This window comes from Nocardia sp. NPDC051833 (assembly GCF_040681225.1).
Lineage (GTDB): Bacteria > Actinomycetota > Actinomycetes > Mycobacteriales > Mycobacteriaceae > Nocardia.
On sequence record NZ_JBFAYK010000001.1, the window covers coordinates 3,860,448 to 3,881,897 of the forward strand.

At 71.8% G+C, this 21,450-nt stretch carries 9 protein-coding genes; 6 read left to right on the plus strand and 3 right to left on the minus strand.

Translation table 11 applies throughout. The features are described from left to right. Window position 1: 1 nt before the first annotated feature. On the minus strand, window positions 2–550 hold the full coding sequence (locus tag AB0L91_RS17490) for a GtrA family protein (protein ID WP_365011026.1): 549 nt from the start codon (window positions 548–550) through the stop codon (window positions 2–4). Window positions 551–589: 39 nt separating this feature from the next. Between AB0L91_RS17490 and AB0L91_RS17495 the strand changes: the two genes are divergently transcribed. Beyond that, window positions 590–1,813, plus strand: a complete 1,224-nt coding sequence (locus AB0L91_RS17495; protein ID WP_365011027.1) for a 5-(carboxyamino)imidazole ribonucleotide synthase — start codon at window positions 590–592, stop codon at window positions 1,811–1,813. A gap of 168 nt (window positions 1,814–1,981) precedes the next feature. Further along, on the plus strand, window positions 1,982–2,488 hold the full coding sequence (gene purE / locus AB0L91_RS17500) for a 5-(carboxyamino)imidazole ribonucleotide mutase (RefSeq protein WP_357349603.1): 507 nt from the start codon (window positions 1,982–1,984) through the stop codon (window positions 2,486–2,488). Here purE and AB0L91_RS17505 read toward each other — a convergent pair. Continuing rightward, window positions 2,485–4,116 carry an acyl-CoA synthetase gene (locus AB0L91_RS17505; protein WP_365011030.1) on the minus strand — a complete coding sequence of 544 codons (1,632 nt, stop codon included), beginning with the start codon at window positions 4,114–4,116 and terminating at the stop codon, window positions 2,485–2,487. The two genes, purE and AB0L91_RS17505, sit on opposite strands and share 4 nt — an antisense overlap. A 213-nt stretch (window positions 4,117–4,329) precedes the next feature. Between AB0L91_RS17505 and AB0L91_RS17510 the strand changes: the two genes are divergently transcribed. The 4 genes from AB0L91_RS17510 (at window position 4,330) to AB0L91_RS17525 (ending at window position 21,160) form a co-directional block, all read left to right on the plus strand. Further along, on the plus strand, window positions 4,330–4,989 hold the full coding sequence (locus AB0L91_RS17510) for a TetR family transcriptional regulator (protein WP_355271700.1): 660 nt from the start codon (window positions 4,330–4,332) through the stop codon (window positions 4,987–4,989). Window positions 4,990–5,154: 165 nt separating this feature from the next. Continuing rightward, the gene (locus tag AB0L91_RS17515; protein WP_355271701.1) at window positions 5,155–6,312 is read left to right on the plus strand and encodes an acyl-CoA dehydrogenase; all 1,158 of its coding nucleotides are present in this window, start codon (window positions 5,155–5,157) and stop codon (window positions 6,310–6,312) included. 485 nt (window positions 6,313–6,797) lie between these two features. Beyond that, on the plus strand, window positions 6,798–7,511 hold the full coding sequence (locus tag AB0L91_RS17520) for a DUF6875 domain-containing protein (protein WP_355283350.1): 714 nt from the start codon (window positions 6,798–6,800) through the stop codon (window positions 7,509–7,511). Next, a complete protein-coding gene (locus AB0L91_RS17525; RefSeq protein ID WP_365011032.1) occupies window positions 7,508–21,160 on the plus strand; it encodes an amino acid adenylation domain-containing protein in 13,653 nt (4,550 codons plus the stop codon). Before AB0L91_RS17520 ends, AB0L91_RS17525 begins: the two co-directional genes overlap by 4 nt. Here AB0L91_RS17525 and AB0L91_RS17530 read toward each other — a convergent pair. Beyond that, on the minus strand, window positions 21,157–21,441 hold the full coding sequence (locus AB0L91_RS17530) for a GNAT family N-acetyltransferase (protein ID WP_355283356.1): 285 nt from the start codon (window positions 21,439–21,441) through the stop codon (window positions 21,157–21,159). The two genes, AB0L91_RS17525 and AB0L91_RS17530, sit on opposite strands and share 4 nt — an antisense overlap. Window positions 21,442–21,450: the final 9 nt, after the last annotated feature.

Sequence of the window (21,450 nt, forward strand, 5' to 3'; positions counted from 1 at the left end):
CTCAGCTGCGGCCGAGCGGTTCCTGTTCCTCTTCGATGAGGTCCTCGAACTCGGCGACGATCTCGTTCATCTCGTCCGGGAAGACCCAGCGGCGCATCGCCCAGAACCGGAACGCCATCTGCAGCAGGTTGCCGATGATGAACGCGCTGACGAAGTCGGCGACGTTCTCGACCAGGAAACTCACATCGGGCTGGCGCAGATCGAGGACGTAACTCGAGATCCACAGGGGAATGTTGCTCAGGATGACGCCGATGCCGCTGACACCGAAGAACAGCAACGCCTCGTGATGCTTCTCTCGGCCGCCGCGATTCTTGAACGACCATTCCCGGTTGAGAATGTAGGACGCGATCACTGCCACGACCCCGGAGATGATCTTGGCGGTGACCGGTTTCTCGGCCAGCACCGTCCATTTCAGGAGGTAGAACAGGCCGCTGTCGATCACGAACGTGGTGGCACCGACGATGGCGAACTTGATCAGCTCTTGATGCCGGAACGCTAGCTCGCGCAGGCGCGGGGGAAGGACGCTGACCACGTCGTCGACGATTGACACGAGTTCCGAGTGTACCGGTAGCAAAGATTCGCTTTCGACATGACAACATTGCACGACGTGAGTGCACGTTCGTTCGATCCGTCTGCCATGCCCACCGTCACGATGGTCGGTGGTGGCCAGCTCGCGCGCATGACGCATCAGGCCGCCGTCGCCCTCGGCCAGCGTCTCCGGGTGCTCGCCGAGCGCCCCGAGGACCCTGCCGCGCAGGTGACCCCCGATGTCGTCCTCGGCAGCCACGACGATCTGTCCGCCCTGCGCAAGGCCGCGGTCGGGTCGCACGCGCTGACCTTCGATCACGAGCACGTGCCGACGGCACACCTCGAGATCCTGGTCGCCGAGGGCGTCAACGTGGCCCCGCCGCCGCAGGCGCTGATCTTCGCCCAGGACAAGCTGGCCATGCGGACCAAGCTGTCCGAGCTCGGGCTACCGGTGCCCGCGTTCACCGAGGTCACCGCGCCCGCCGACGCGATCGCCTTCGGTGACGAGCACGGCTGGCCGTTCGTCCTCAAGGCCGTGCGCGGCGGCTACGACGGCCGTGGCGTGTGGATGCCCGCCGACGCGGCCGAGGCCGAGCGGCTGGTCACCGACCAGCTCGCGCACGGCGTGCAGCTGCTCGCCGAGGCGAAGGTCGACCTGAAGCGGGAGCTGTCGGCCATGGTCGCGCGGTCGCCGTTCGGTCAGGCCGCGACCTGGCCGGTGGTGGAGACCGTGCAGCGCAACGGTCAGTGCGCCGTCGTGCTCGCGCCCGCCCCCGACCTGCCCGAGGACCTGGGCGCCCAGGCCGAGACCATGGCGCTGGAGCTGGCCGCAGGCCTCGGCGTCGTCGGCGTGATGGCCGTCGAGCTGTTCGAGACCCACGACGGCGCGCTGCTCGTCAACGAGCTCGCGATGCGTCCGCACAACTCCGGCCACTGGGGTATGGACGGCGCGTGCACCGGTCAGTTCGAGCAGCACCTGCGCGCGGTCCTGGACTACCCGCTCGGCGACACCACCCCGCTCGCCCCGGTGACGGTGATGGCCAACATCCTCGGCGCCCCCGAGGCGCCCGAGATGCCGATGGACGAGCGCCTGCACCACCTGTTCGCCCGCCTGCCGGAGGCGAAGGTCCACCTCTACGGCAAGGGCGAACGCCCCGACCGCAAGATCGGCCACATCAACGTCCTCGGCGAGGATGTCACCGAGGTCCGCGAGAAGGCCGAACGCGCCGCCCACTGGATGTCACACGCCGTCTGGACCGACGGCTGGGACCCCCACGGCGCCTGAACACCCCACCCCAACCTGACCCCGCCCCCTAACGTGACCACCACGTTTTCGGCCGCCTCGCCTCCGAGGGGCGAGACGTAACGCCGAAGGCGCAGTATCGCCCCTCGGAGGCGAGGTCACGAGGCCGAAAACCCCGCGGCGCCAGCCGCCGACAACACAGGAGCGCACGTGAGCAACATCGGTCCCCAGGTCGGCTTGATCATGGGCAGCGATTCCGACTGGCCGACGATGGAGGCCGCCGCCGAGGCGCTGGCCGAGTTCGGCATCCGGTTCGAGGTGGGCGTGGTGTCCGCGCACCGCACCCCGCAGCGCATGCTCGACTACGCGCGCGACGCCGCGGGCCGTGGCCTGCAGGTGATCATCGCGGGCGCGGGCGGCGCCGCCCATCTGCCCGGCATGGTCGCCTCGGCCACCGCGCTGCCGGTGATCGGCGTTCCGGTGCCGCTGAAGTATCTCGACGGCATGGACTCGCTGCTGTCGATCGTGCAGATGCCCGCGGGCGTCCCGGTCGCCACCGTCTCCATCGGCGGTGCCCGCAACGCCGGTCTGCTGGCCGTGCGCATCCTGGCCGCCCATGATCCCGCCCTGCGCGCCCGGATGGAGCAGTTCCAGGCGGGACTCGAGCAGATGGTCCTCGACAAGGACGAGGCGCTGCGCACCAAGCTGCTGGGCTAGCCCTGGCGTGCCGCGGTCAGCGCGGTCTCCGGGTTGGCCGCGGCGTAGCGCTTCGCCCAGGGGTAATCCGCCTTGCCGCTGGGCTGGCGCCGGATCTCGTCCACGATCCAGAAGGTGCGTGGCACTTTGTATCCCGCGATCTTGGTGCGAACGTGGGCGCCCAGGGCCGCCACATCGACCGTAGCGCCGGCGCGCGGCTGCACGAGGGCGGCCACCGCCGCGCCGAACCGCTCATCCGGCACGCCGATGACCAGCGCGTCGACGATCTCGGGGGCGGACTTCAGCGCGCCCTCGACCTCCTCGGGGAACACCTTCTCCCCGCCGGTGTTGACGCATTCCGAACCGCGTCCCAGCAGGGTGACCATGCCGTCGGCCTCGTAGCGCGCGTAGTCGCCGGGCACGACATGGCGCACCCCGTCGATCTCGACGAAGATCGTCGCGCTCTTTCCCGGGTCCTTGTAGTAGCCCAGCGGCACCGGGCCGCTGCGGGCCATCCGGCCGACGGCTCCGGGCACCGGGGCGACCGGGGCGCCGTCGTCGTCGATCAGCACGGCCTGCTTGCTGAAGCGCACGCGCGGCCCCGCCGAATGATCGGTGTCCACGCTCAGCTGGCCGATCCCGGTCAGCCCGCTCTCCGAGGCGCCAACGGTGTCGGTGATGATCAGGGTGGGGAACGCCTCGACGTAGCGGGCCTTGAGCGACTGGGAGAACAGCGCCGCGCTGCTGTTCATGGTGAGCAGCGACGACACGTCGTAGTCGCCCGCCAGGTAGGCCTCCAGCAGCGGACGGGCCATCGCGTCGCCCGCGATCTGGAGCATGTGGACCCGGTGCCGCTCGACGGCGCGCCAGATGTCGTCGGGGTCGAACCGCGGCGCGAGCACGAGGGTGCCGCCGGAGTTCAAGGCGATGAACGCCGTCCACTGCGCCGCGCCGTGGATCAGCGGCGCGACCGGCAGCCAGGTCATCACGTAGTCGGTGGCCGCGGCCTGGTTCGCGAATTGGTATTCGTCGGTGATGTACTCGCCGGTGAGGTGCGCGATGCCGCCGCCCTGTGCCCGCCAGACGTCCTCGTGGCGCCACATCACGCCCTTCGGATATCCGGTGGTGCCACCCGTGTAGAGGACGTAGCGGTCCTCGGCGCCGCGTTCGCCGAAATCGCGGGCGGGCGAGTGGGCCGCCAGCGCGGCCTCGTATTCGACACCGCCGTAGCGGGTGTAGTCCGCGTCCGATCCGTCCTCGACGACGATCGCGTGCGCGAGCTTCGCGAGCCGGGGCGCGACCTCGGCGACGATGTCGGCGTATCCGCGCTCGTGGATCAGCGCGACCAGGTCGGCGTTGTCGGCGAGATACCGGACCTCGTCGGCCACATAGCGATAGTTCACGTTCACCGGCACCGCGCGCAGTTTGAAGGCCGCGTACATGGCCTCCACCGCCTCGATCGAGTTCCGGGAGTACACGCCGACGTGGTCGTCCTTGCCGACGCCACGGGCCGCCAGGTGATGCGCCAAGCGGTTGGCTCGATCGTCGAGCTCCCGATAGGTGACCCGGCGTTCGCCGCAGATGATCGCGGTGCGGTCGGGCACGGCGTCGACGGCGTGTTCGAAGAGGTCGGCGAGGTTGAAAGCCATGCAGCACAAGGTAGAACGAGTATCAGTTGTCGGCAATAGGCCGCGCTGGGAGCTGGGTTCCTCCACTTGTGTTGCGCCGGAACGTGTTCTACTGAGGTGCGCCGACCGCACCGGGGCGGGCACGGGCGCACCTGGTGACCATGGACCCGGCGGTTCCCTCCGCCGGAACAACCGGCGTCATCGGCCGTCGTGGCCGGTGACTACGGTGGTCGGGTGGCACACGACGACGCGGCGCAGTTCCGGCTCACGGTGGTGGATCAGGCGTTGCGGTTGTTCGCCGAGCGGGGGTACGAGGCGACGACGGTGGACGAGATCGCGGTGGCGGCGGGCATCTCCCGCCGGACCTTCTTCCGGCAGTTCCGGTCCAAGGAGGACGTGATCTTCGCCGATCACGAGTTCCAGCTGGCCCTGGCCGAGGAGTCGTTGCGGCGGGCCGAGGGCGACCCGTGGGAGGCGGTGTGCGAGGCCGTGATCGGGGTGTTCGAGCGGTTCACCCAGTGGCGCGATATCGCCGCGCGCCGGTATCAGGTGGTGCGGCGGGTGCCCGCGCTGCGCGAGCGCGAGATCGTGACGGTGTTCCGGTACGAGCGCCTGTTCACCGATTACCTGCGCGAGCAGCTGCCCGATGTGCCGGACCTGGTCCGGGTGCAGTTCACCGCCGCGGTGACCGCGACGCACAACTATCTGCTGCGCCGGATGGTGCGCGGCGAGTCCGCGGCCGCGGTCGCCGACCTGCGCACCGAACTGGCCATGATCCCGCGCGGCAGGCGCGAGCAGTCGCCGCGCGAGGAGCTGGTCGTCGCGGTCTTCCCGCGGGACATGCCGCCGCGCAAGGTGGCGGACCTGATCACCGCCCAGCTCGGTAACCTGTGAGCGCCGCTCCGGCGGCTACAGCTTGAGGTGACACTGAGTGCCACCGGTATATCCCCATGTGGGGGTAGAGTGCCGGGCGTATAATCAAGTCCGATTGGCACTCGGTGCCGATGCAGGACGCGCTGTCGACCGCAGCGATCACCACCACGACCAGGAGAGTGCCCGATGGCGGGAAACCCGGATTTCAACCTGTTCCAGCTCGAGGACTTCCACGATGAGCTCCGTGGCGCCATCCGTGGCCTCGCCGAGAAGGAGATCGCGCCCTACGCCAAGGACGTCGACGGCAACGCCCGCTTCCCCGAGGAGGCGCTGACCGCCCTCAACGCCGCCGGCTTCAACGCCGTGCACGTGCCCGAGGCCTACGGCGGCCAGGGCGCCGACTCGGTCGCCACCTGCATCGTGATCGAGGAAGTCGCCCGCGTCTGTGGTTCGTCCTCGCTGATCCCCGCCGTCAACAAGCTCGGCACCATGGGCCTGATCCTCAACGGCTCCGAGGAGCTGAAGCAGAAGGTCCTCGCCGACCTGGTGGACGGCAAGATGGCCTCCTACGCGCTGTCCGAGCGGGAGGCCGGCTCCGACGCCGCCTCGATGCGCACCCGCGCCAAGGCCGACGGTGACGACTGGATCATCAACGGCTCCAAGTGCTGGATCACCAACGGTGGCAAGTCCGAGTGGTACACCGTGATGGCGGTGACCGACGCCGAGAAGGGTGCCAACGGCATCTCCTCGTTCATGGTCCACAAGGACGACGAGGGCTTCGTCGTCGGCCCGCTCGAGCACAAGCTGGGCATCAAGGGTTCGCCCACCGCCGAGCTGTACTTCGAGAACTGCCGCGTCCCCGGCGACCGCATCATCGGCGAGCCGGGCACCGGCTTCAAGACCGCGCTGCAGACCCTCGACCACACCCGCCCGACCATCGGCGCGCAGGCCGTCGGCCTGGCCCAGGGCGCGCTCGACGCCGCGATCGCCTACACCAAGGATCGCAAGCAGTTCGGCAAGACCATCGCCAGCTTCCAGAACACCGAGTTCATGCTGGCCGACATGGCGATGAAGATCGAGGCCGCCCGCCTGATGGTCTACACCTCGGCCGCCCGCGCCGAGCGTGGCGAGAAGAACCTCGGCTTCATCTCCGCCGCCGCCAAGTGCTTCGCCTCCGACGTGGCCATGGAGGTCACCACCAACGCCGTCCAGCTCTTCGGTGGCGCCGGCTACACCACCGACTTCCCGGTCGAGCGCATGATGCGCGACGCCAAGATCACCCAGATCTACGAGGGCACCAACCAGATCCAGCGTCTGGTGATGGCGCGTCAGATCCTGCGCTGATCGCGGCGCACCTGCGCGACACCCCCCCGTGGCCCCCGGCGAATCCCGCCGGGGGCCACGGCTGTTCCCGGGTGCGGTGATTTCGCGGGCGTTATCTCGATAGTCGCTGCGTAGCGGCCGATTGACGATCGAATTGTGCCTTTTGATTAAGAGGAGAACGGGCCGAGAAATTCAACCGACATCAGAGGGTTATTTATTCGTGCCCTGGGAGCGAATCGTTTCGCTGCCTCCGTGCAATATACCAGGACAGGTGGGATCCAACTGAGCCGTCGGGGTCGTTGAATGTGGCCGATGTCGAATCCTCCTGAGTAGATAAGGGCTGTGAGCTGGCTCTTTGTCCGTCTATAGCAGGAGTCGGCAACATGGTGCATAACACTGAAACCTTAAGTGGTCCGGGCCGCCGCAGATATTCGAGTGGTCCGCTACTCACGTGCGCGGCCGTGCTTCGGGGGAATACTCGACCTCGTGATGTGGCGAGGTGAAATATGACCGAGGTAATTTTCGGATCCCGCTCGGGAATGAGCTGGTACCCGCTGTCGACCGCCACCGAGACCTCGCGTTTCACACAGGCCACACTGGACGGGATTCGCACCTGGGCCCGCGAGCATCTGACCCAGCCGCTGGGTGAGATCGGGCGCGACGGTCCGGTCTGCCCCTACGTCGGCCCGGCGATGCGGCGCGATCTGATCTGGGTCGGCCGGGTCGCCGGCGCGCAGCCCTGGCCCGCGTACGTGCGGCTGGTGCTCTCCGACGCGCTGGAATTGTTCCCGAAGCTGCCGCCGGACGGGGGCGGCGCCGCGGTGCTGCGCTGCCTGGTGACCGCGATGCCCGAGCTGCACGACTACACCGTCATCGACGACCTGCACGACCAGCTCAAATCGGAATTCGTCGAACGCGGCCTCATGCTCGGCCAGTTCTACCCCGGGTGCACCCAGCCCGGCCTGTGGAACCGGGAATACCACCCGCTCGACTCCCCGATCCCGATGCTGGTGGTGCGCACGATGATGGCCACCGACTTCCCGTTCCTGATCTCCCGGCCGGAGTGGATGTCGGCCTACGTCAAGAAGTTCGCGCCCGGCCTGCCCGCGCACGTGCGGCGGGTCGTGGTCGGCAGGCTCATCGCGAACGCGAACGCCGAGGTCCCCGCGTACTACGACGAGGAACTGCACGGGGCGATCGCCGGGAGCAGCGGGCGATGACCCGCGAACTGTCCACCGCGCCGACGACCGACCCGGCAGCGGTCGAGGAGTTTCCGCTCTCACCCGCCCAGCTGGGCATGTGGTACGCCCAGCAGCTCGACCCGGCGGTGCCGCTCTACGAGGCGCAGTACATCGACATGCGCGGTCCCCTCGACGTCGACCTGCTCGTCGCGGTGTCGAAGCAGGTCAGCCGGGAGTTCGAGTCCGGGCTGCTGCGGCTGGTCGACACCGGCGACGGGCCGCACCAGGTCGTCGACCGGCGGATCGAACTGACGATGGCCGTCCTGGACTTCAGCGACGCCACCGATCCCGAGGACGAGGCCATCCGGTGGATGCGCGCCGATGTCGCGGCGCCGATCGATCTGCTCGGTGACCGGCTGGTCATGACGGCGCTGCTGCGGATCGCGCCCGATCGGGTGCTCTGGTACTCGCGCGCCCACCACATCGTCATCGACGGTTTCGCGTCGGCGACGGCGCTGTACCGGGTCGCCGAGCTCTACAACGCGGCCCTGGCCGGGCAGTCGCCGAAGCCGAGCGTGGCGGCCGGGTTGCGCACGGTGCACGAGGCGGAGATGCGCTATCGCGACAGCACCCGCTACACCGCCGACGCCGAGTACTGGACGCAGCGGATCGCCGACATGCCGCGCCGGTGCAGCCTCGTCGACGCCCCGGCGCCCGCCCACGCGCTCGGCCGCCAGCACCGCGCCGAGCTCGCGCCCGCGGCGAAGGCGCGCCTGGACGCGGCGGCGGCCCGCTACGGCGTCGGCACGGCCGGGCTGGTGATGACCGCGCTGGCCGTCTACTACGCGCAGGCCACCGGCACCGAGGACGTCGTGCTGAGCCTGCCGGTGTCCGGCCGCACCACCGCCATGCTGCGCCGATCCGGCGGCATGCTCGCCAATGTGGTGCCGCTGCGGGTGCCGGTCCGCGCCGACAGCACCGTCGCCGAGCTGGTCGATGTCATCCGGGTCGAGGTCTCGGGCGCGCTGCGGCATCAGCAGTTCCGGCACGAGGAGATCCGGCACGGCGACGGGTCGGCCGAGGCGGGCGGGCGCGGGTTCGTCGGCCCGGTGGTCAACATCATGCTGTTCCCCACCGAGGTCGATTTCACCGATGTCGAGACCAGCCTGCACGTGCTGACCTCGGGCCCGATCGAGGACCTGTTCGTCAACTTCTATCAGCACGGCGCGCACAGCCCCGTCCACGTGGACTTCACCGCCAATCCCGACCGCTACGACGCGGAAACCCTGGCCCGCCACCACGAGCGCTTCCTTGCGCTGTTCGACGCGATCGTCGACGCCGAGCCGGAGACCGAGGTGCGCGCGCTCGACTACTTCCTGCCCGACGAACGACCCCTGCGCGCCGGACTGCGCGGTGCGCCGGCACCGGCGCCCCGGCTGCTCGTGGACGTGCTCGAGGCGGGGATGGCGACGGCGGGCCCGGCGGCAACGGCGGTCGTCTACGGCGACCGCGTCCTCGATTACGCTGCGCTGGATCAGCTTTCGGATCGGCTGGCCCGGCGGCTGGTCGCGGCCGGCGCGGGTCCGGAGACCGCCGTCCTGGTGGCGTTGCCGCGCTCGGTGGAGTCGGTGGTGGCGTTCTGGGGTGTCGTGCGCTCCGGAGCGGCCTACGTGCCGGTCGGCGTACAGAACCCCGCACCGCGCCTGGCCACCATGGCAGCGGAATGTGGTGCGCGGCTGGGGATCACGACCGCGGACCGGCGCGCGGAGCTGCCCGACGCGGTGACCTGGATCGCGCTCGACGAACCCGGCGCGGACGACCTCGGCACCGCGCCGTTGCCGCGCGCCCGGATCGACAACCCCGCCTATCTCGTGTTCACCTCGGGCTCCACCGGCACCCCCAAAGGTGTCGTGGTCACCCACGCGGGCATCGCCGGGCTGGCCTCGGCCGTGCGCGCGGCCTACGGCGCCGACCGCGACTCCCGCGTAGCGCACTGCCTCAACCCGAGTTTCGACGCTTCCCTGCTCGAACTCCTGGTCGCCTTCACCGCGGGCGCCACCCTGGTGATCACCGACGCGGCCGCGGGCGCCGAACTGGCCGCCGCGATTCGCGATGCGGCGATCACCCACCTGTGCTCGACGCCCGCCGTGCTGTCGTCCCTGCCACCGGACGCGCTCGACGGCGTGCGCGCGGTGTCCACGGGCGGGGAGGCGTGCCCGCCCGAGGTGGTGGCGCGGTTCGGCACCGGCCGCGCCCTGATCAATTCCTACGGGCCGTCCGAAACGACGGTGGCGGCGACCTTCACCGAACCGCTGGCCACCGGTCACCACCCCGGCATCGGGTCGCCGGTGCCCGGTGTCACCCTGCGGGTCCTCGACCACCTGCTGCGTCCGGTGCCCGCCGGAACGCCGGGTGAGTTGTTCATCGCCGGTCCGGGACTGGCGCGGGGCTATGCCGGGCGCGCCGCCGCGACCGCGCAGCGGATGGTCGCCGATCCGTTCGGCGCGCCGGGCGCGCGCATGTACCGCTCCGGCGATCGGGTCCGGTGGCGCGCCGTCGACGACACGTTCGTCCTTGACTACCTGGGCCGCACCGACTTCCAGGTGAAATTGCGCGGGATGCGGGTGGAACCGGGCGAGATCGACGCCGTCCTGGCGACCTGCCCCGGCGTCGACTTCGCGGTGACGGTGGTGCGGACCGGGGCGTCGGGGCGTGACGTGCTCGCGTCGTACGTGGTGCCGGTGCACGGGATCGGCGAACTCGACGGCGCGGCGCTGCGCGAATTCTGCCTGCATCGGCTGCCCGCGCACATGGTGCCGAGTTCGGTCACCGTGCTCGCGTCGCTGCCGCTGACCGGCAACGGCAAGGTCGACCGGCGGGCGCTGCCCGAGCCGGCGATGGCGCCGTCGGCACCCGCCGCGGCGGGCCCGGAGCGGGCCCTGTGCGCGCTGTTCGCCGAGGTGCTCGGGGTGCCCGAGGTGGGGCCGGGGGCGTCGTTCTTCGCGCTCGGTGGTGATTCGATCCTGTCGATCCAGCTGGTGTCGCGCGGCCGGTCCGCCGATCTGGTCTTCTCCGCGCGCGATGTGTTCGAGCATCCGACCCCGGCCGAGCTGGCCGCCGTCGTCGCCGTGCCGGGGGAGCGGGCGGTGCTGCGCGAATTGCCCGGTGGCGGTGTGGGTTCGGTGCGGCGGACGCCGATCGTGGACTGGTTGCTGACCCAGCCGGGGTGGCGGCGGTTCGCGCAGACGATGGTGCTGGCGCTGCCGCCCGACATCGATCGCGCGCGGCTCACCCGCACACTGCAAGCCGTGGTCGACCAGCACGACATGCTGCGGGTCCGGATCGTCGACGGTGACCGGCTCGAGGTCGGCTCGCCGCGGACGACCGACGTGGCCACCTCGGTGGAGCACCGGCCCTGCGCGCGGATCGAGCCCGGCGACATCGCCACGGCGACCGCGGCGGCCGTGGATCGGCTCGACCCGGCCGCGGGCAGCGTGCTCGCCGCCGTCTGGCTCGATCCGGGCTCCGGCGGGCGGCTGGTGCTCGCGGTACATCACCTGGCTGTCGACGCGGTCTCCTGGCGCATCCTGATCGCTGATCTGGTGGCGGCCTGGACCGCTGTCGAGGCGGGCGCCCCGGTGCGGTTGCCGCCGGTCGGCACCTCCGTGCGGACCTGGGCGGAGGCGCTCGACACCGCGGCCGACGCCGCGGCATGGACCGAGCAGCTGGACTACTGGTGCGACGTGCTCGGCACCCCCGAGCCGCGCCTCGGCGCGCGTGCCCTCGACCCGGCGCGTGACGTCGGCGCCGGACTCGACCGCGTCGACGTCGTCCTTCCGCCCGCGATCGCGGCACCGCTGGTCCAGCACCTGCCGACCGCCCTGCGCTGTGGTGTGGAAGAGGCGTTGCTCGCGGCGTTGGTGTCCGCGGTGCGTGCGCATCGTGGTGAACCGGGGCCCGCGCTGCTGATGCTGGAGCGGCACGGCCGCGACGAGACCGTCGTGCCGGGCGCCGACCTGTCGCGCACGGTCGGCTGGTTCACCAGTCAGTTCCCGATCGCGCTCGATCCGGGTGCCGATCCGGGGCCGCTGGCGGCGGTGGCCGCGGTGAAGGAGCAGCTGCGCGCGGTGCCGCGCGGCGGGTTCGGGTTCGGGCTGCTGCGGCAACTCCGCCCCGCGTCCGCGGCCCGCCTCGGTGCGGCGGGGAGCCCGCAGATCGGGTTCAACTACCTCGGCCAGATCGCCGACGCGGACGCCGAAGTTCCGTGGCTGCCGGTCGATATGGCGGAGCAACTCGGCGGCGCCGGTGGGGGCGAGCTGCCGGTGTCGACCGTGCTCGCCGTCGACGCCGCGACCCTGGACGGGCCGGACGGGCCGACGGTACGCGCGGTGTGGCGGTTCCCGGCCGATGTCATCGCTCGCGACGCGGTGGAGCGGATCGCCCGGCACTGGGTGTCGACGCTGGCGTCGATCGCGCGCGCCGTCGCCGAGCCGGGCGCGGGCGGGCTCACCCCGTCGGACCTGCCGCTGGTGCGGGTCACCGGCGAGGAACTGGACCGCTGGCAGCACCGCTACGACGGTGTCGCGGACGTCTGGCCGCTGTCGCCGTTGCAGCAGGGACTGCTGTTCCACACCCGGCTGGCCGCCGGGCACACCGACAAGTACATCGTGCAGTCGGAATTCGCGCTCGCGGGCCCGGTGGATCTGGATCGGCTGCGGACCGCGGCGACGGCACTCGTGCGCAGGCACGCCGCCCTGCGCACCGCGTTCGTCACGACGGCGAACGCCGCGGTGCAGGTGGTGCTCGACGAGGTCGAGGTGCCGTGGCGGGTGCTCGACGCCGACCCGGCCGACTGCGCGGCGCTCGCGGCCGCCGAACTCGCCGATCCCTTCGATCCCGAACAGCCCCCGCTGCTGCGATTCCTCTGTCTGCGGTGCGGGCCCGACGACGTGCGCCTGATCGTCACCAATCACCATCTCGTCCTCGACGGCTGGTCGATGCCCCTGCTGCTGGGCGACCTGCTCGCGCTCTACGACGGCACCGCGCCCCTCGGCGAACCGGAGCCCTACCGGCACTACCTGGAGTGGCTGGTCCACCAGGACCTGGCCGCCGCCAGGGCCGCGTGGACGGAGGCGCTCGCCGGACTGTCCGGCCCGACCCTCGTCACGGCCGCCCGCGTCCAGCGAACGCACGGCGCCGAACCCGTCGACCTGCGGGTGGCGGTGCCGCTCGCGCCGGACACCACCGCCTCACTCGACCGGCACCGCGCCGCCGGAATCACCACGAACACCGTCGTCCAAGCGGCCTGGGCGCTGCTGCTGGCGGAGCTGACCGGGCACACCGACGTGGTCTTCGGCGCCACGGTATCCGGCCGCCCACCCGAGCTGCCCGGCGCCGATCGCATCGTCGGCATGCTGGTGAACACCCTGCCCGTGCGCGTCGCCCTGATCCCGGACGAGCCGGTCGGCGCGCTGCTGGCGCGCATCCAGCGCGAACAGGGCGCGCTCGTCGACCGGCACATGGTGGGGCTCACCGAGATCCAGTCCGCCGCCGGGCTCGGACCGCTGTTCGACACCGGCATGGTCTTCGAGTCCTACCCCATGGACGCCGAGTCCCTGCGCGCCGCCTCGGACCAGGCTCGCCTGCGCGTCACCGACTTCCACGGCCGCGACGGCACCCATTACCCCCTGTGCCTGGCCGCCCACGACCGCGGCGACCTGCGCCTCACCCTCACGTGCTCGGACCGCTACTTCGACGACACCGAGGCCACCGCCCTCGCACACCGCCTGTCCCGCATCGTCGCCCGGCTCGCCGACCCCGCGACCCCGGTCGCCGCGGTGCGCGGCATCGAGGGTGCCGAGGTCGTCCGCACCCGGCCACGGCCCATCCAGCTGTTGCCGGAGTTGCTGGCTGCGGGCGCGGCCGCGGGGGGAATCGCCGTCACAGGATCCGCTGTCGCGCAGGCGGTACCGGTGAGCCGACGTGAATCCGGGCAGGACAGTGGGCAATTCGAGACCGACATACGCGGTGGGTCAGGCGAGGGCGGGGCGGTCGCCGAGCGCGGGCTCGGTGCCGGGCGGGGGGATGTCGAGAACGCTGCTGTGGCGGCCGGTCCGGGGTCCGGCGTCGGGAGTGCGATGGCCGAGCTCGGGTACGCCGAGCTCGATGATCGGTCGAACCGCTTGGCGCGCATGCTGATCGCCACCGGCGCCGGGCCGGAGGATTCTGTCCTGATCGCCCTGCCGCGTTCGCCGGAGTGGTTGGTGGCGGTCTGGGCGGTGGCCAAGGCGGGGGCGGCTTTCGTGCCGGTGGATGTCGACCATCCCGCCGAGCGGATCGCGGCGGTCGCGCACGGCAGCGGGGCGCGTCTCGGCGTCACCCTCGGCGCACACCGGAAGACGTTGCCGGACACGGTGTCCTGGTTGGTGCTCGACGACGGGTCGACGGCCGCGCGCGTGGCCGCCCGGCCTGCCGACCCGGTGACCGACGCCGACCGGGTGCGCCCGCTGCACGCCGGGCATCCCGCCTATCTGATCTACACCTCCGGCTCGACCGGCACACCCAAGGGCGTCACCGTCACCCACGCCGGGCTCAGCGGACTCGTCGAAGGCGTCGCCGCCCGGCTGCGGCCGAGCCCGCGCGACCGGTTCCTGCTGTGCATGAACCCCGCCTTCGACGCCTCGATCCTGGTGTGGCTGACCTGCTGTCACGTCGGGTCGACCCTCGTCCTCGCCCCGCCGGCGGCCACCTCGGGCGACGATCTCGCCCGGGTGATCACCGACCAGCGGGTGACCCGTCTGGTCGCACCGCCCGCCGTTCTCACCACGCTGCCCACCCCGGCCGTCGCCGGTGTCCGCACCATCGTGACCGGTGGCGAAGCCTGCCCGCCGGAACTGGTCGCGCGCCTCGGCGCGGGCCGGACGATGCTGAACTCCTACGGCCCCGCCGAGTCGACGGTGGCGGTCACGCTGAGTGCCCCGCTGACCCCCGACGACGCTGCCGACCTCGGCGCCCCACTGCCCGGCTGCGCGCTGGCGGTCCTCGACAGCTGGCTGCGCCCGGTGCCCCAGGGCGCGGTCGGCGAGCTGTACCTGATCGGCCCCGGCCTCGCGCGCGGCTATGCCGGTGCCGCCGCGCGCACCGCGGAACGCTTCGTGGCCAACCCGTTCGGTGCCCCCGGCGAGCGGATGTATCGCACCGGCGATCTGGTGCGCCGCACCTCGGCCACCCGGCTGAACTATGTGGGCCGCAACGACTCCCAGGTGAAACTGCGCGGAATCCGGGTGGAGCCGGGCGAAGTCGACGCCGCGCTGCTCGCCGCGCCCGGCGTCGCGCTCGCCGTCACCGTTCCCCGGCCCGGCCCGACCGGTGACCAGATCCTGGCGTCGTACGTCGCGCCGATCGCCGGCGCCGAGCTGACCCCGACAGCGCTGCGCGAGTTCCTGGTGCGGCGGCTGCCCCGGCACCTGGTGCCCGCGACGGTCACGGTGCTGGACGCGCTGCCCGTCACCGGCAACGGCAAGGTCGACCTGCGCGCGCTCCCCGAACCCCAGCTCACCCGCGCGCCGTACCTCGCCCCGGTCGGCGCCGAGCAACTGGTCGCGCAGGCCTACGCCGCGGTCCTGGAGCACCCGGAGGTCGGCGCCGACGACGACTTCTTCGCCCTCGGCGGCGATTCGCTGTCGGCCGCGCGGGTGGCGGCGCGCCTCGGCGCGGAACTGGGTGTCCAGGTGCCGGTGCGGCTGCTCTTCGAGGCCCCGACCGTGCACGGGCTCGCGGCCCGGCTCGGTGGCGAGGCCGTGCTGCCCGCCGGGGTGCTCGGCGGGCCGAGCGCGGGACCGCGTCCCGACCGGATCCCGCTCGCGCCCGCGCAGCGGCGGATGTGGTTCGTCAATCAGTACGACCCGGCCTCCGGCGCCTACAACATCCCGGTCGTGCTGCGGCTGACCGGACGACTCGACCTCGCCGCGCTGCGGGCGGCACTGTCCGACGTGGTCGAACGGCACGAGGCGCTGCGCACCGTCTACCCCGGCCACGACGGCGTCGGCTACCAGGTGATCGTGGCGCCGGACCGGCTCGTCGACCGGTTCGAGGTCACCGACATCGACCCGTCCCGGCTGCCCGCCGCCGTCCTCGCCTGCGTCACCGAGGGTTTCGATGTCGCCGCCGCGGTTCCCGTGCGGCTGCGGCTGTTCCGCGTCGGCCCCGAGGAACACGTGCTGGCCGTGGTGGTGCATCACATCAGCGCCGACGGCTCCTCGATGGGGCCGCTCGCCCGCGACGTGATGACCGCCTACACCGCGCGCGCCGCCGGGTCGTCGCCCGCGTGGCCGGAGTCCGCGGTGCAGTTCGCGGATTACACCCTGTGGCAACGGGATCGGCTCGGCGGCGCCGACGATCCCGAGTCGCTGTCGGCGCGCCAGCTCGCGTACTGGACCGACACGCTGGCCGGGCTCCCGGACCGGCTGGAACTGCCCGCCGATCGTCCCCGCCCGCCGGTCGCCTCCCTGCGCGCGGGCACCGTCGCCCGTACCGTGGACCCGGAGCTGCGGGCGGGTCTGGAACGCCTCGCCGCGACCCGCCGGTGCTCGCTGTTCATGGTCTTGCACAGCGCGCTGGCCGTGCTGTTCGCCCGCCTCGGGGACACCACCGACATCGCGGTCGGCACGCCTGTCGCCGGTCGCGGGGTGGCCGAACTCGACGATGTCGTCGGCATGTTCGTCAATACCGTGGTGCTGCGCACCGAGGTGCCCGCCGCGCTGCCGTTCACCGACCTGCTCGACCGGGTCCGCCGCACCGACCTGGACGCCTTCGCGCACGCCGACGTGCCCTTCGAGAACCTCGTCGACCTGCTCGAACCCACCCGGTCGGCGGCCCGTCACCCGCTGATCCAGGCCATGCTGATCTTCCAGAACCTGGGCCGCGCCGAGTTCGCGCTGCCCGGCCTCGGCGTCGAGGCGCTCGAGCTGGATCAGCAGAGCCTGCGCTTCGATCTCAGCCTCACCGTCGGCGACGACAGCGCCGACGGGCTGGCGGTGCGCCTCGGCTACGCCACCGACCTGTTCGACGCGGCCACCGCCGCCCGCTTCGCCGACCGCTGGCTCCGTATCCTGCGGGCCGTCGTCGCGAATCCCGCGGTCCCGGTGGGTGATATCGATCTGCTCAACGCCCGCGAGCGCACGATCCTGCCCGGGACACCACTGCCCGCCGTCGTCGCCCCGGCCGTCCTGCCCGACCTGCTCACCACCGCCGTCACCACCAACCCGGACGGCATCGCGATCATCGACGGCCCGGCCCACCTCACCTACCGCGAGCTCGACGAACACTCGAACCGCTTGGCCCGCACCCTGATCCGCGCCGGGGCGGGCCCGGAGACCCCCGTGGTGATCGCGGTGCCCCGCAGCGCGGCCTCGGTCACCGCCGTCTGGGCCGTCGCCAAGACCGGCGCCCCCTTCGTCCCCGTCGACCCCGCCTACCCCACCGACCGGATCGCCCAGATCATCACCGACTCCGGCGCCCACCTGGGCATCACCACCCGCGACGCCACCTCGATCCGCCCCTGGCTAGAGGCGCAGGGCGCGCGCGGCCTCGGGACTGCCGATGGCGCGGGAACCGGCGGCAACGGTGACTCCGGCGGCCGGATCGCGAGCAGTGGAACGGCGAACAGCGTGCGCGTCGGAAACGCAGCGACAGACGACGCGGCGACCGACGGTGCGGTCGGCGATGGAGACGGGCACCTCGTCGGCTCCACGATCCCCGGTGTGCGATGGCTGGTCCTCAACGACCACGCCGCACACGCCGTCTCGTCAGCGCCGATCGACCCCGCCGAACGCCTGGCGCCTCCCGGACTCGCGCACGCCGCCTACATCATCTTCACCTCCGGCTCGACCGGCAGGCCGAAGGGCGTCGTGGTCACCCACGCCGGACTGGCGAATCTGGTTGCCGCGCAGCGGGAGCGGATGAGTATCACCCGTGACTCCCGGGTGCTGCACGTGGCCTCGCCCGGGTTCGACGCCGCCGTGCTGGAACTGCTGCTGGCCGCAGGCGCCGGCGCCGCGCTGGTGGTCGCCGGGCCGACCGCGTACGGCGGGGCGGAACTCGGTGAGCTGCTCGCCGGGGAGCGGGTCACCCATATCGCGCTCACACCGTCGGCGCTGAGCTCGGTGGACACCGTCGACCACGAGCACCTGCGGGCGATCGTCACCGGCGGCGAGCCGTGCCCGCCGGAGCTGGTGCAGCGGTGGGCGGCGCCGGGACGGGTGCACTTCAACGACTACGGGCCGACCGAGGCCACCATCTGGGCGACCGGTGCGGGCCCGCTGCTGCCCGGCTGCGAGATCACCATCGGCACCCCGATTCCCGGCCTGGCCGCGCTGGTCCTCGACGACCGGCTGCACCCCGTGCCCGACGGCGTCACCGGTGAGCTGTACCTGGCCGGGCCCGCGCTGGCCCGCGGTTACCAGGGGCGCCCCGATCTCACCGCCGCCCGTTTCGTCGCCGACCCGTTCGGCGGGCCGGGCGAACGGATGTATCGCACCGGCGATCTCGTGCGCCGACGCGCGGGCGCGCTGGACTATCGCGGTCGCGGCGACCTCCAGGTGAAGCTGCGCGGGCTGCGGATCGAGCTCGGCGAGATCGAATCGGCGCTGGCCGCCGAGCCCGCGGTGCACCAGGCCGCCGTGACGGTCTACACCGATTCCGCGGTCGGTGAGCTGTTGGTGGCCTACCTGGTACCGGAGCAGGCCGGTCAGCTGACGGTGGAGTCGGTGAAAGCCGCGCTGGCGCTGCGCCTTCCGTCGTACATGGTGCCGTCGTCGTTCGTCGTGCTGGACGCGCTGCCGCGCACCGGCAACGGCAAACTCGACCGGCGCGCGCTACCGGCCCCCGACATCAGGTCCGGCCGGTTCCGGGCACCGGTCACGGCGGCCGAGCGAGCGGTGGCCGACACCTTCGCCGACCTGCTCGGCGTGCCGAAGGTCGGCCTGGACGACGACTTCTTCGCCCTCGGCGGCAACTCCCTGATCGCCACCAGGATCGCCGCCCGGCTCGGCGCCGCCCTGGACGCCCGCGTGCCGGTGCGCACGGTCTTCGACGCGCCGACCGTCGCCGAACTGGCCGCCGCTCTCCGCGCCGACGCGATTCCGCCCGGCCCGCGCCCGGGGCCACGGCAGCGCCCGGACCGGATTCCGCTCTCGGCCGCCCAGCGGCGGATGTGGTTCCTCAACCGGTACGACCCGGACTCGCCCGCCCAGAACGTGCCGATCGCGGTCGAGGTGAACGGCGAGATCGACCCGGTGGTGCTGCGTGCGGCGATCGCCGACGTGGTGGCCCGCCACGAATCGCTGCGCACCGTGTACCCGATCGACGCCGACGGCGACCCGTACCAGGATGTGCGTGGCCCGGAAGCCGAAGCGACACTGACTGTCTCGACGATCACCCCCGATCGGATCAGGACGGCGGTGGCGGCCGAGATCGCGCGGGGCTTCGACCTCACCGGCGACGTGCCCGTGCGGGTCAGCCTGTTCCGGATCGCCGACCACCGCTCGGTCCTGGCGGTGACCATGCACCACATCGCCTCCGATGGCTGGTCATTGGCCCCGCTCACCCGCGACGTCGCGATCGCCTACGCGGCTCGGCGTGCGGGCGCCGCGCCCACGTGGTCGCCGCTGCCGCTGCAATACCCCGACTACGCGCTGTGGCAGCACGAAGTGCTCGGCGACGCCGACGATCCCGGCAGCGTGGCCTCCCAGCAGCTGGCGTACTGGCGCGACCGGCTCGCCGGCCTGCCCGAGGTCTCGGCGCTGCCCAGCGACCATCCGCGGCCGCCGGTGCTCACCCACCGGGCCGGACTGGTCGAGTTCGACATCGACGCCGCGATCCAGGTCCGGCTGCGCGAACTGGCGCGCTGGCACGGCGTCAGCGTGTTCATGGTGGCGCACGCGGCGCTGGCGGTGCTGCTGGCGCGGCTGTCCGGGACCGAGGAGGTGGCGATCGGTTCGGTCATCGCGGGCCGTGGCGCCGGCGAACTCGACGATCTCATCGGCATGTTCGTCAACACCCTGGTCCTGCGCAGCCGGGTACGGTCCGAGGACACCTTCGAGACCCTGCTCGCCGCGACCAAGGACGGCGACCTGGACGCCTTCGGCAACGCCGACGTCCCCTTCGAACAGCTCGTCGAGGTGCTGGCCCCCACCAGGTCGACCGCGCACCACCCGCTGTTCCAGGTGCTGCTGGTCTTCCAGAACTTCGACCGGGAGTCGTTCGACCTGCCCGATCTGCACGTGCGGCCGATCGAGATGCCGCCGGTCGGCGCGAAGTTCGACCTCGAGTGGATGCTGGCCGAGGAGTTCGGCCCCGACGGCGCGCCCGCGGGCATGTCGGGCACCCTGACCTTCGCCCGCGACCTGTTCGAGGAGTCGACCGCGACGACCCTGGCGCACCGGTTCGCCGACGTGCTCGACGCGGTCACCACCGATCCCGGCCTGCTGGTCGGCGCGCTCGATGTCACCGCGCCACCCGGCACCGTCGTGCACGCGCTCGCCCCCGCGCCGGTGCATCGCACCGACCTGCCCTATCGGCCGCCGGTGACGCCGGCCGAGCAGGCCGTCGTCGCCGCGTTCGAGACCGTGCTCGACGTCGACCGGGTCGGCTTGGACGACAACTTCTTCGAGCTCGGCGGCACCTCGATGGTCGCCGTCCGGCTGGTCGCCCAGGTGCGCGAGCTGCTCGGCTTCCCGATGCCGGTGCAGTGGATGTTCGGCGACCCGACGCCGGGCGCGCTCGCCGCGCGCATCGCCGCGTCGGGGGACGAACCGGTCGATCCGGCCCTGCGGACCCTGCTGCCGCTGCGCACCGGTGGCACCGGTCCGGCGCTGTTCTGCGTGCATCCGGCGATCGGCGTGGCCTGGTGCTACGCGGGCCTGGCCGCGCACCTCGATTCCGGCTTCCCGGTCTACGGCCTGCAATCACCGGGGATCGCGGCCGAGCAGCCCGACCGTCCGCTGCGCGACCGCGTGGCCCACTACGCCGACGAGATCCAGGCGACCCAGCCCGAGGGACCGTACCGGCTGCTCGGCTACTCCGCGGGCGGGCCGATCGCGCACGCGGTCGCGGTCGAACTCCAGCGCCGCGGCGCCCTGGTCGACGCGCTCACCATCCTGGACGGCCGCGCCGATGTCGACCCGGCCAGCGCCGAGGAGATGCCGCCGATGGCGGCGCTGCTCGCCGAGTTCGGTGGGGCCGACCAGGCCGAACAGGCCGCCCAACTACTTCGCGCCGGCGCTCCCGCCGACGCCGTCGAGCGAACCGGTCCGCCAGCGTCGTCGGCCGATTCCGCGGGGTATCGGGGTACTGCCGCACCGCTGCCCGGCGCCGACAACGAGGTCGGCGCCGGCCCCGGCAGCCTGCTCGACACGATCACCGACGCTGACCTGCGACGGCTCTACGCCGACTACCAGCAGATCGTCCGGGAGGCCGCCGACTACGCGCCGGGCCTGTTCGACGGTGACCTGCTGTTCTTCAGCAGCACCAGCGCCCGCCCCGGCTACGAGCCCAACGCCGACACCTGGGGGCCCTATGTCAGCGGCGAGATCATCGACCATCAGACGGGCCACGAGCACAACCACCTCACGAGCCCCGAGGCGCTCGCCGTGATCGGCCCGATCCTGGCCGGGTACCTGCGCCGCTAGGCGACCAGATCCGCGTACTCGCGGTGTTCGGCGATGTACTTCTCCACGTACCAGCAGGTGGGCACGACCTGGTAGCCGGCGGCGCGGGAATCGTCGAGGCCGAACTTCACCACGTCGGCGGCCACCCCGCGGCCCCGGTACTCGGGGAAGGTCATGGTGTGGTGGAAGTCGCGGACCTTCGGGTCGTCGCGTTCGGCGTAGTCGGCGTATCCCGCGAGAACGTCGTCGTGGTAGATCTCGTATCGGGTGTCGGCGACGTTGTGCTCGAGCCTGGTGGTCATACCGGATGC

Bases quoted from the DNA above. Each gene is read 5' to 3' on its own strand.
- AB0L91_RS17495 (WP_365011027.1), top strand. From the start codon at position 590: ATGACAACATTGCACGACGTGAGTGCACGTTCGTTCGATCCGTCTGCC.
- AB0L91_RS17505 (WP_365011030.1), bottom strand. From the start codon at position 4,116: ATGGCTTTCAACCTCGCCGACCTCTTCGAACACGCCGTCGACGCCGTG.
- AB0L91_RS17515 (WP_355271701.1), top strand. From the start codon at position 5,155: ATGGCGGGAAACCCGGATTTCAACCTGTTCCAGCTCGAGGACTTCCAC.
- AB0L91_RS17520 (WP_355283350.1), top strand. From the start codon at position 6,798: ATGACCGAGGTAATTTTCGGATCCCGCTCGGGAATGAGCTGGTACCCG.
- AB0L91_RS17525 (WP_365011032.1), top strand. From the start codon at position 7,508: ATGACCCGCGAACTGTCCACCGCGCCGACGACCGACCCGGCAGCGGTC.
- AB0L91_RS17530 (WP_355283356.1), bottom strand. From the start codon at position 21,441: ATGACCACCAGGCTCGAGCACAACGTCGCCGACACCCGATACGAGATC.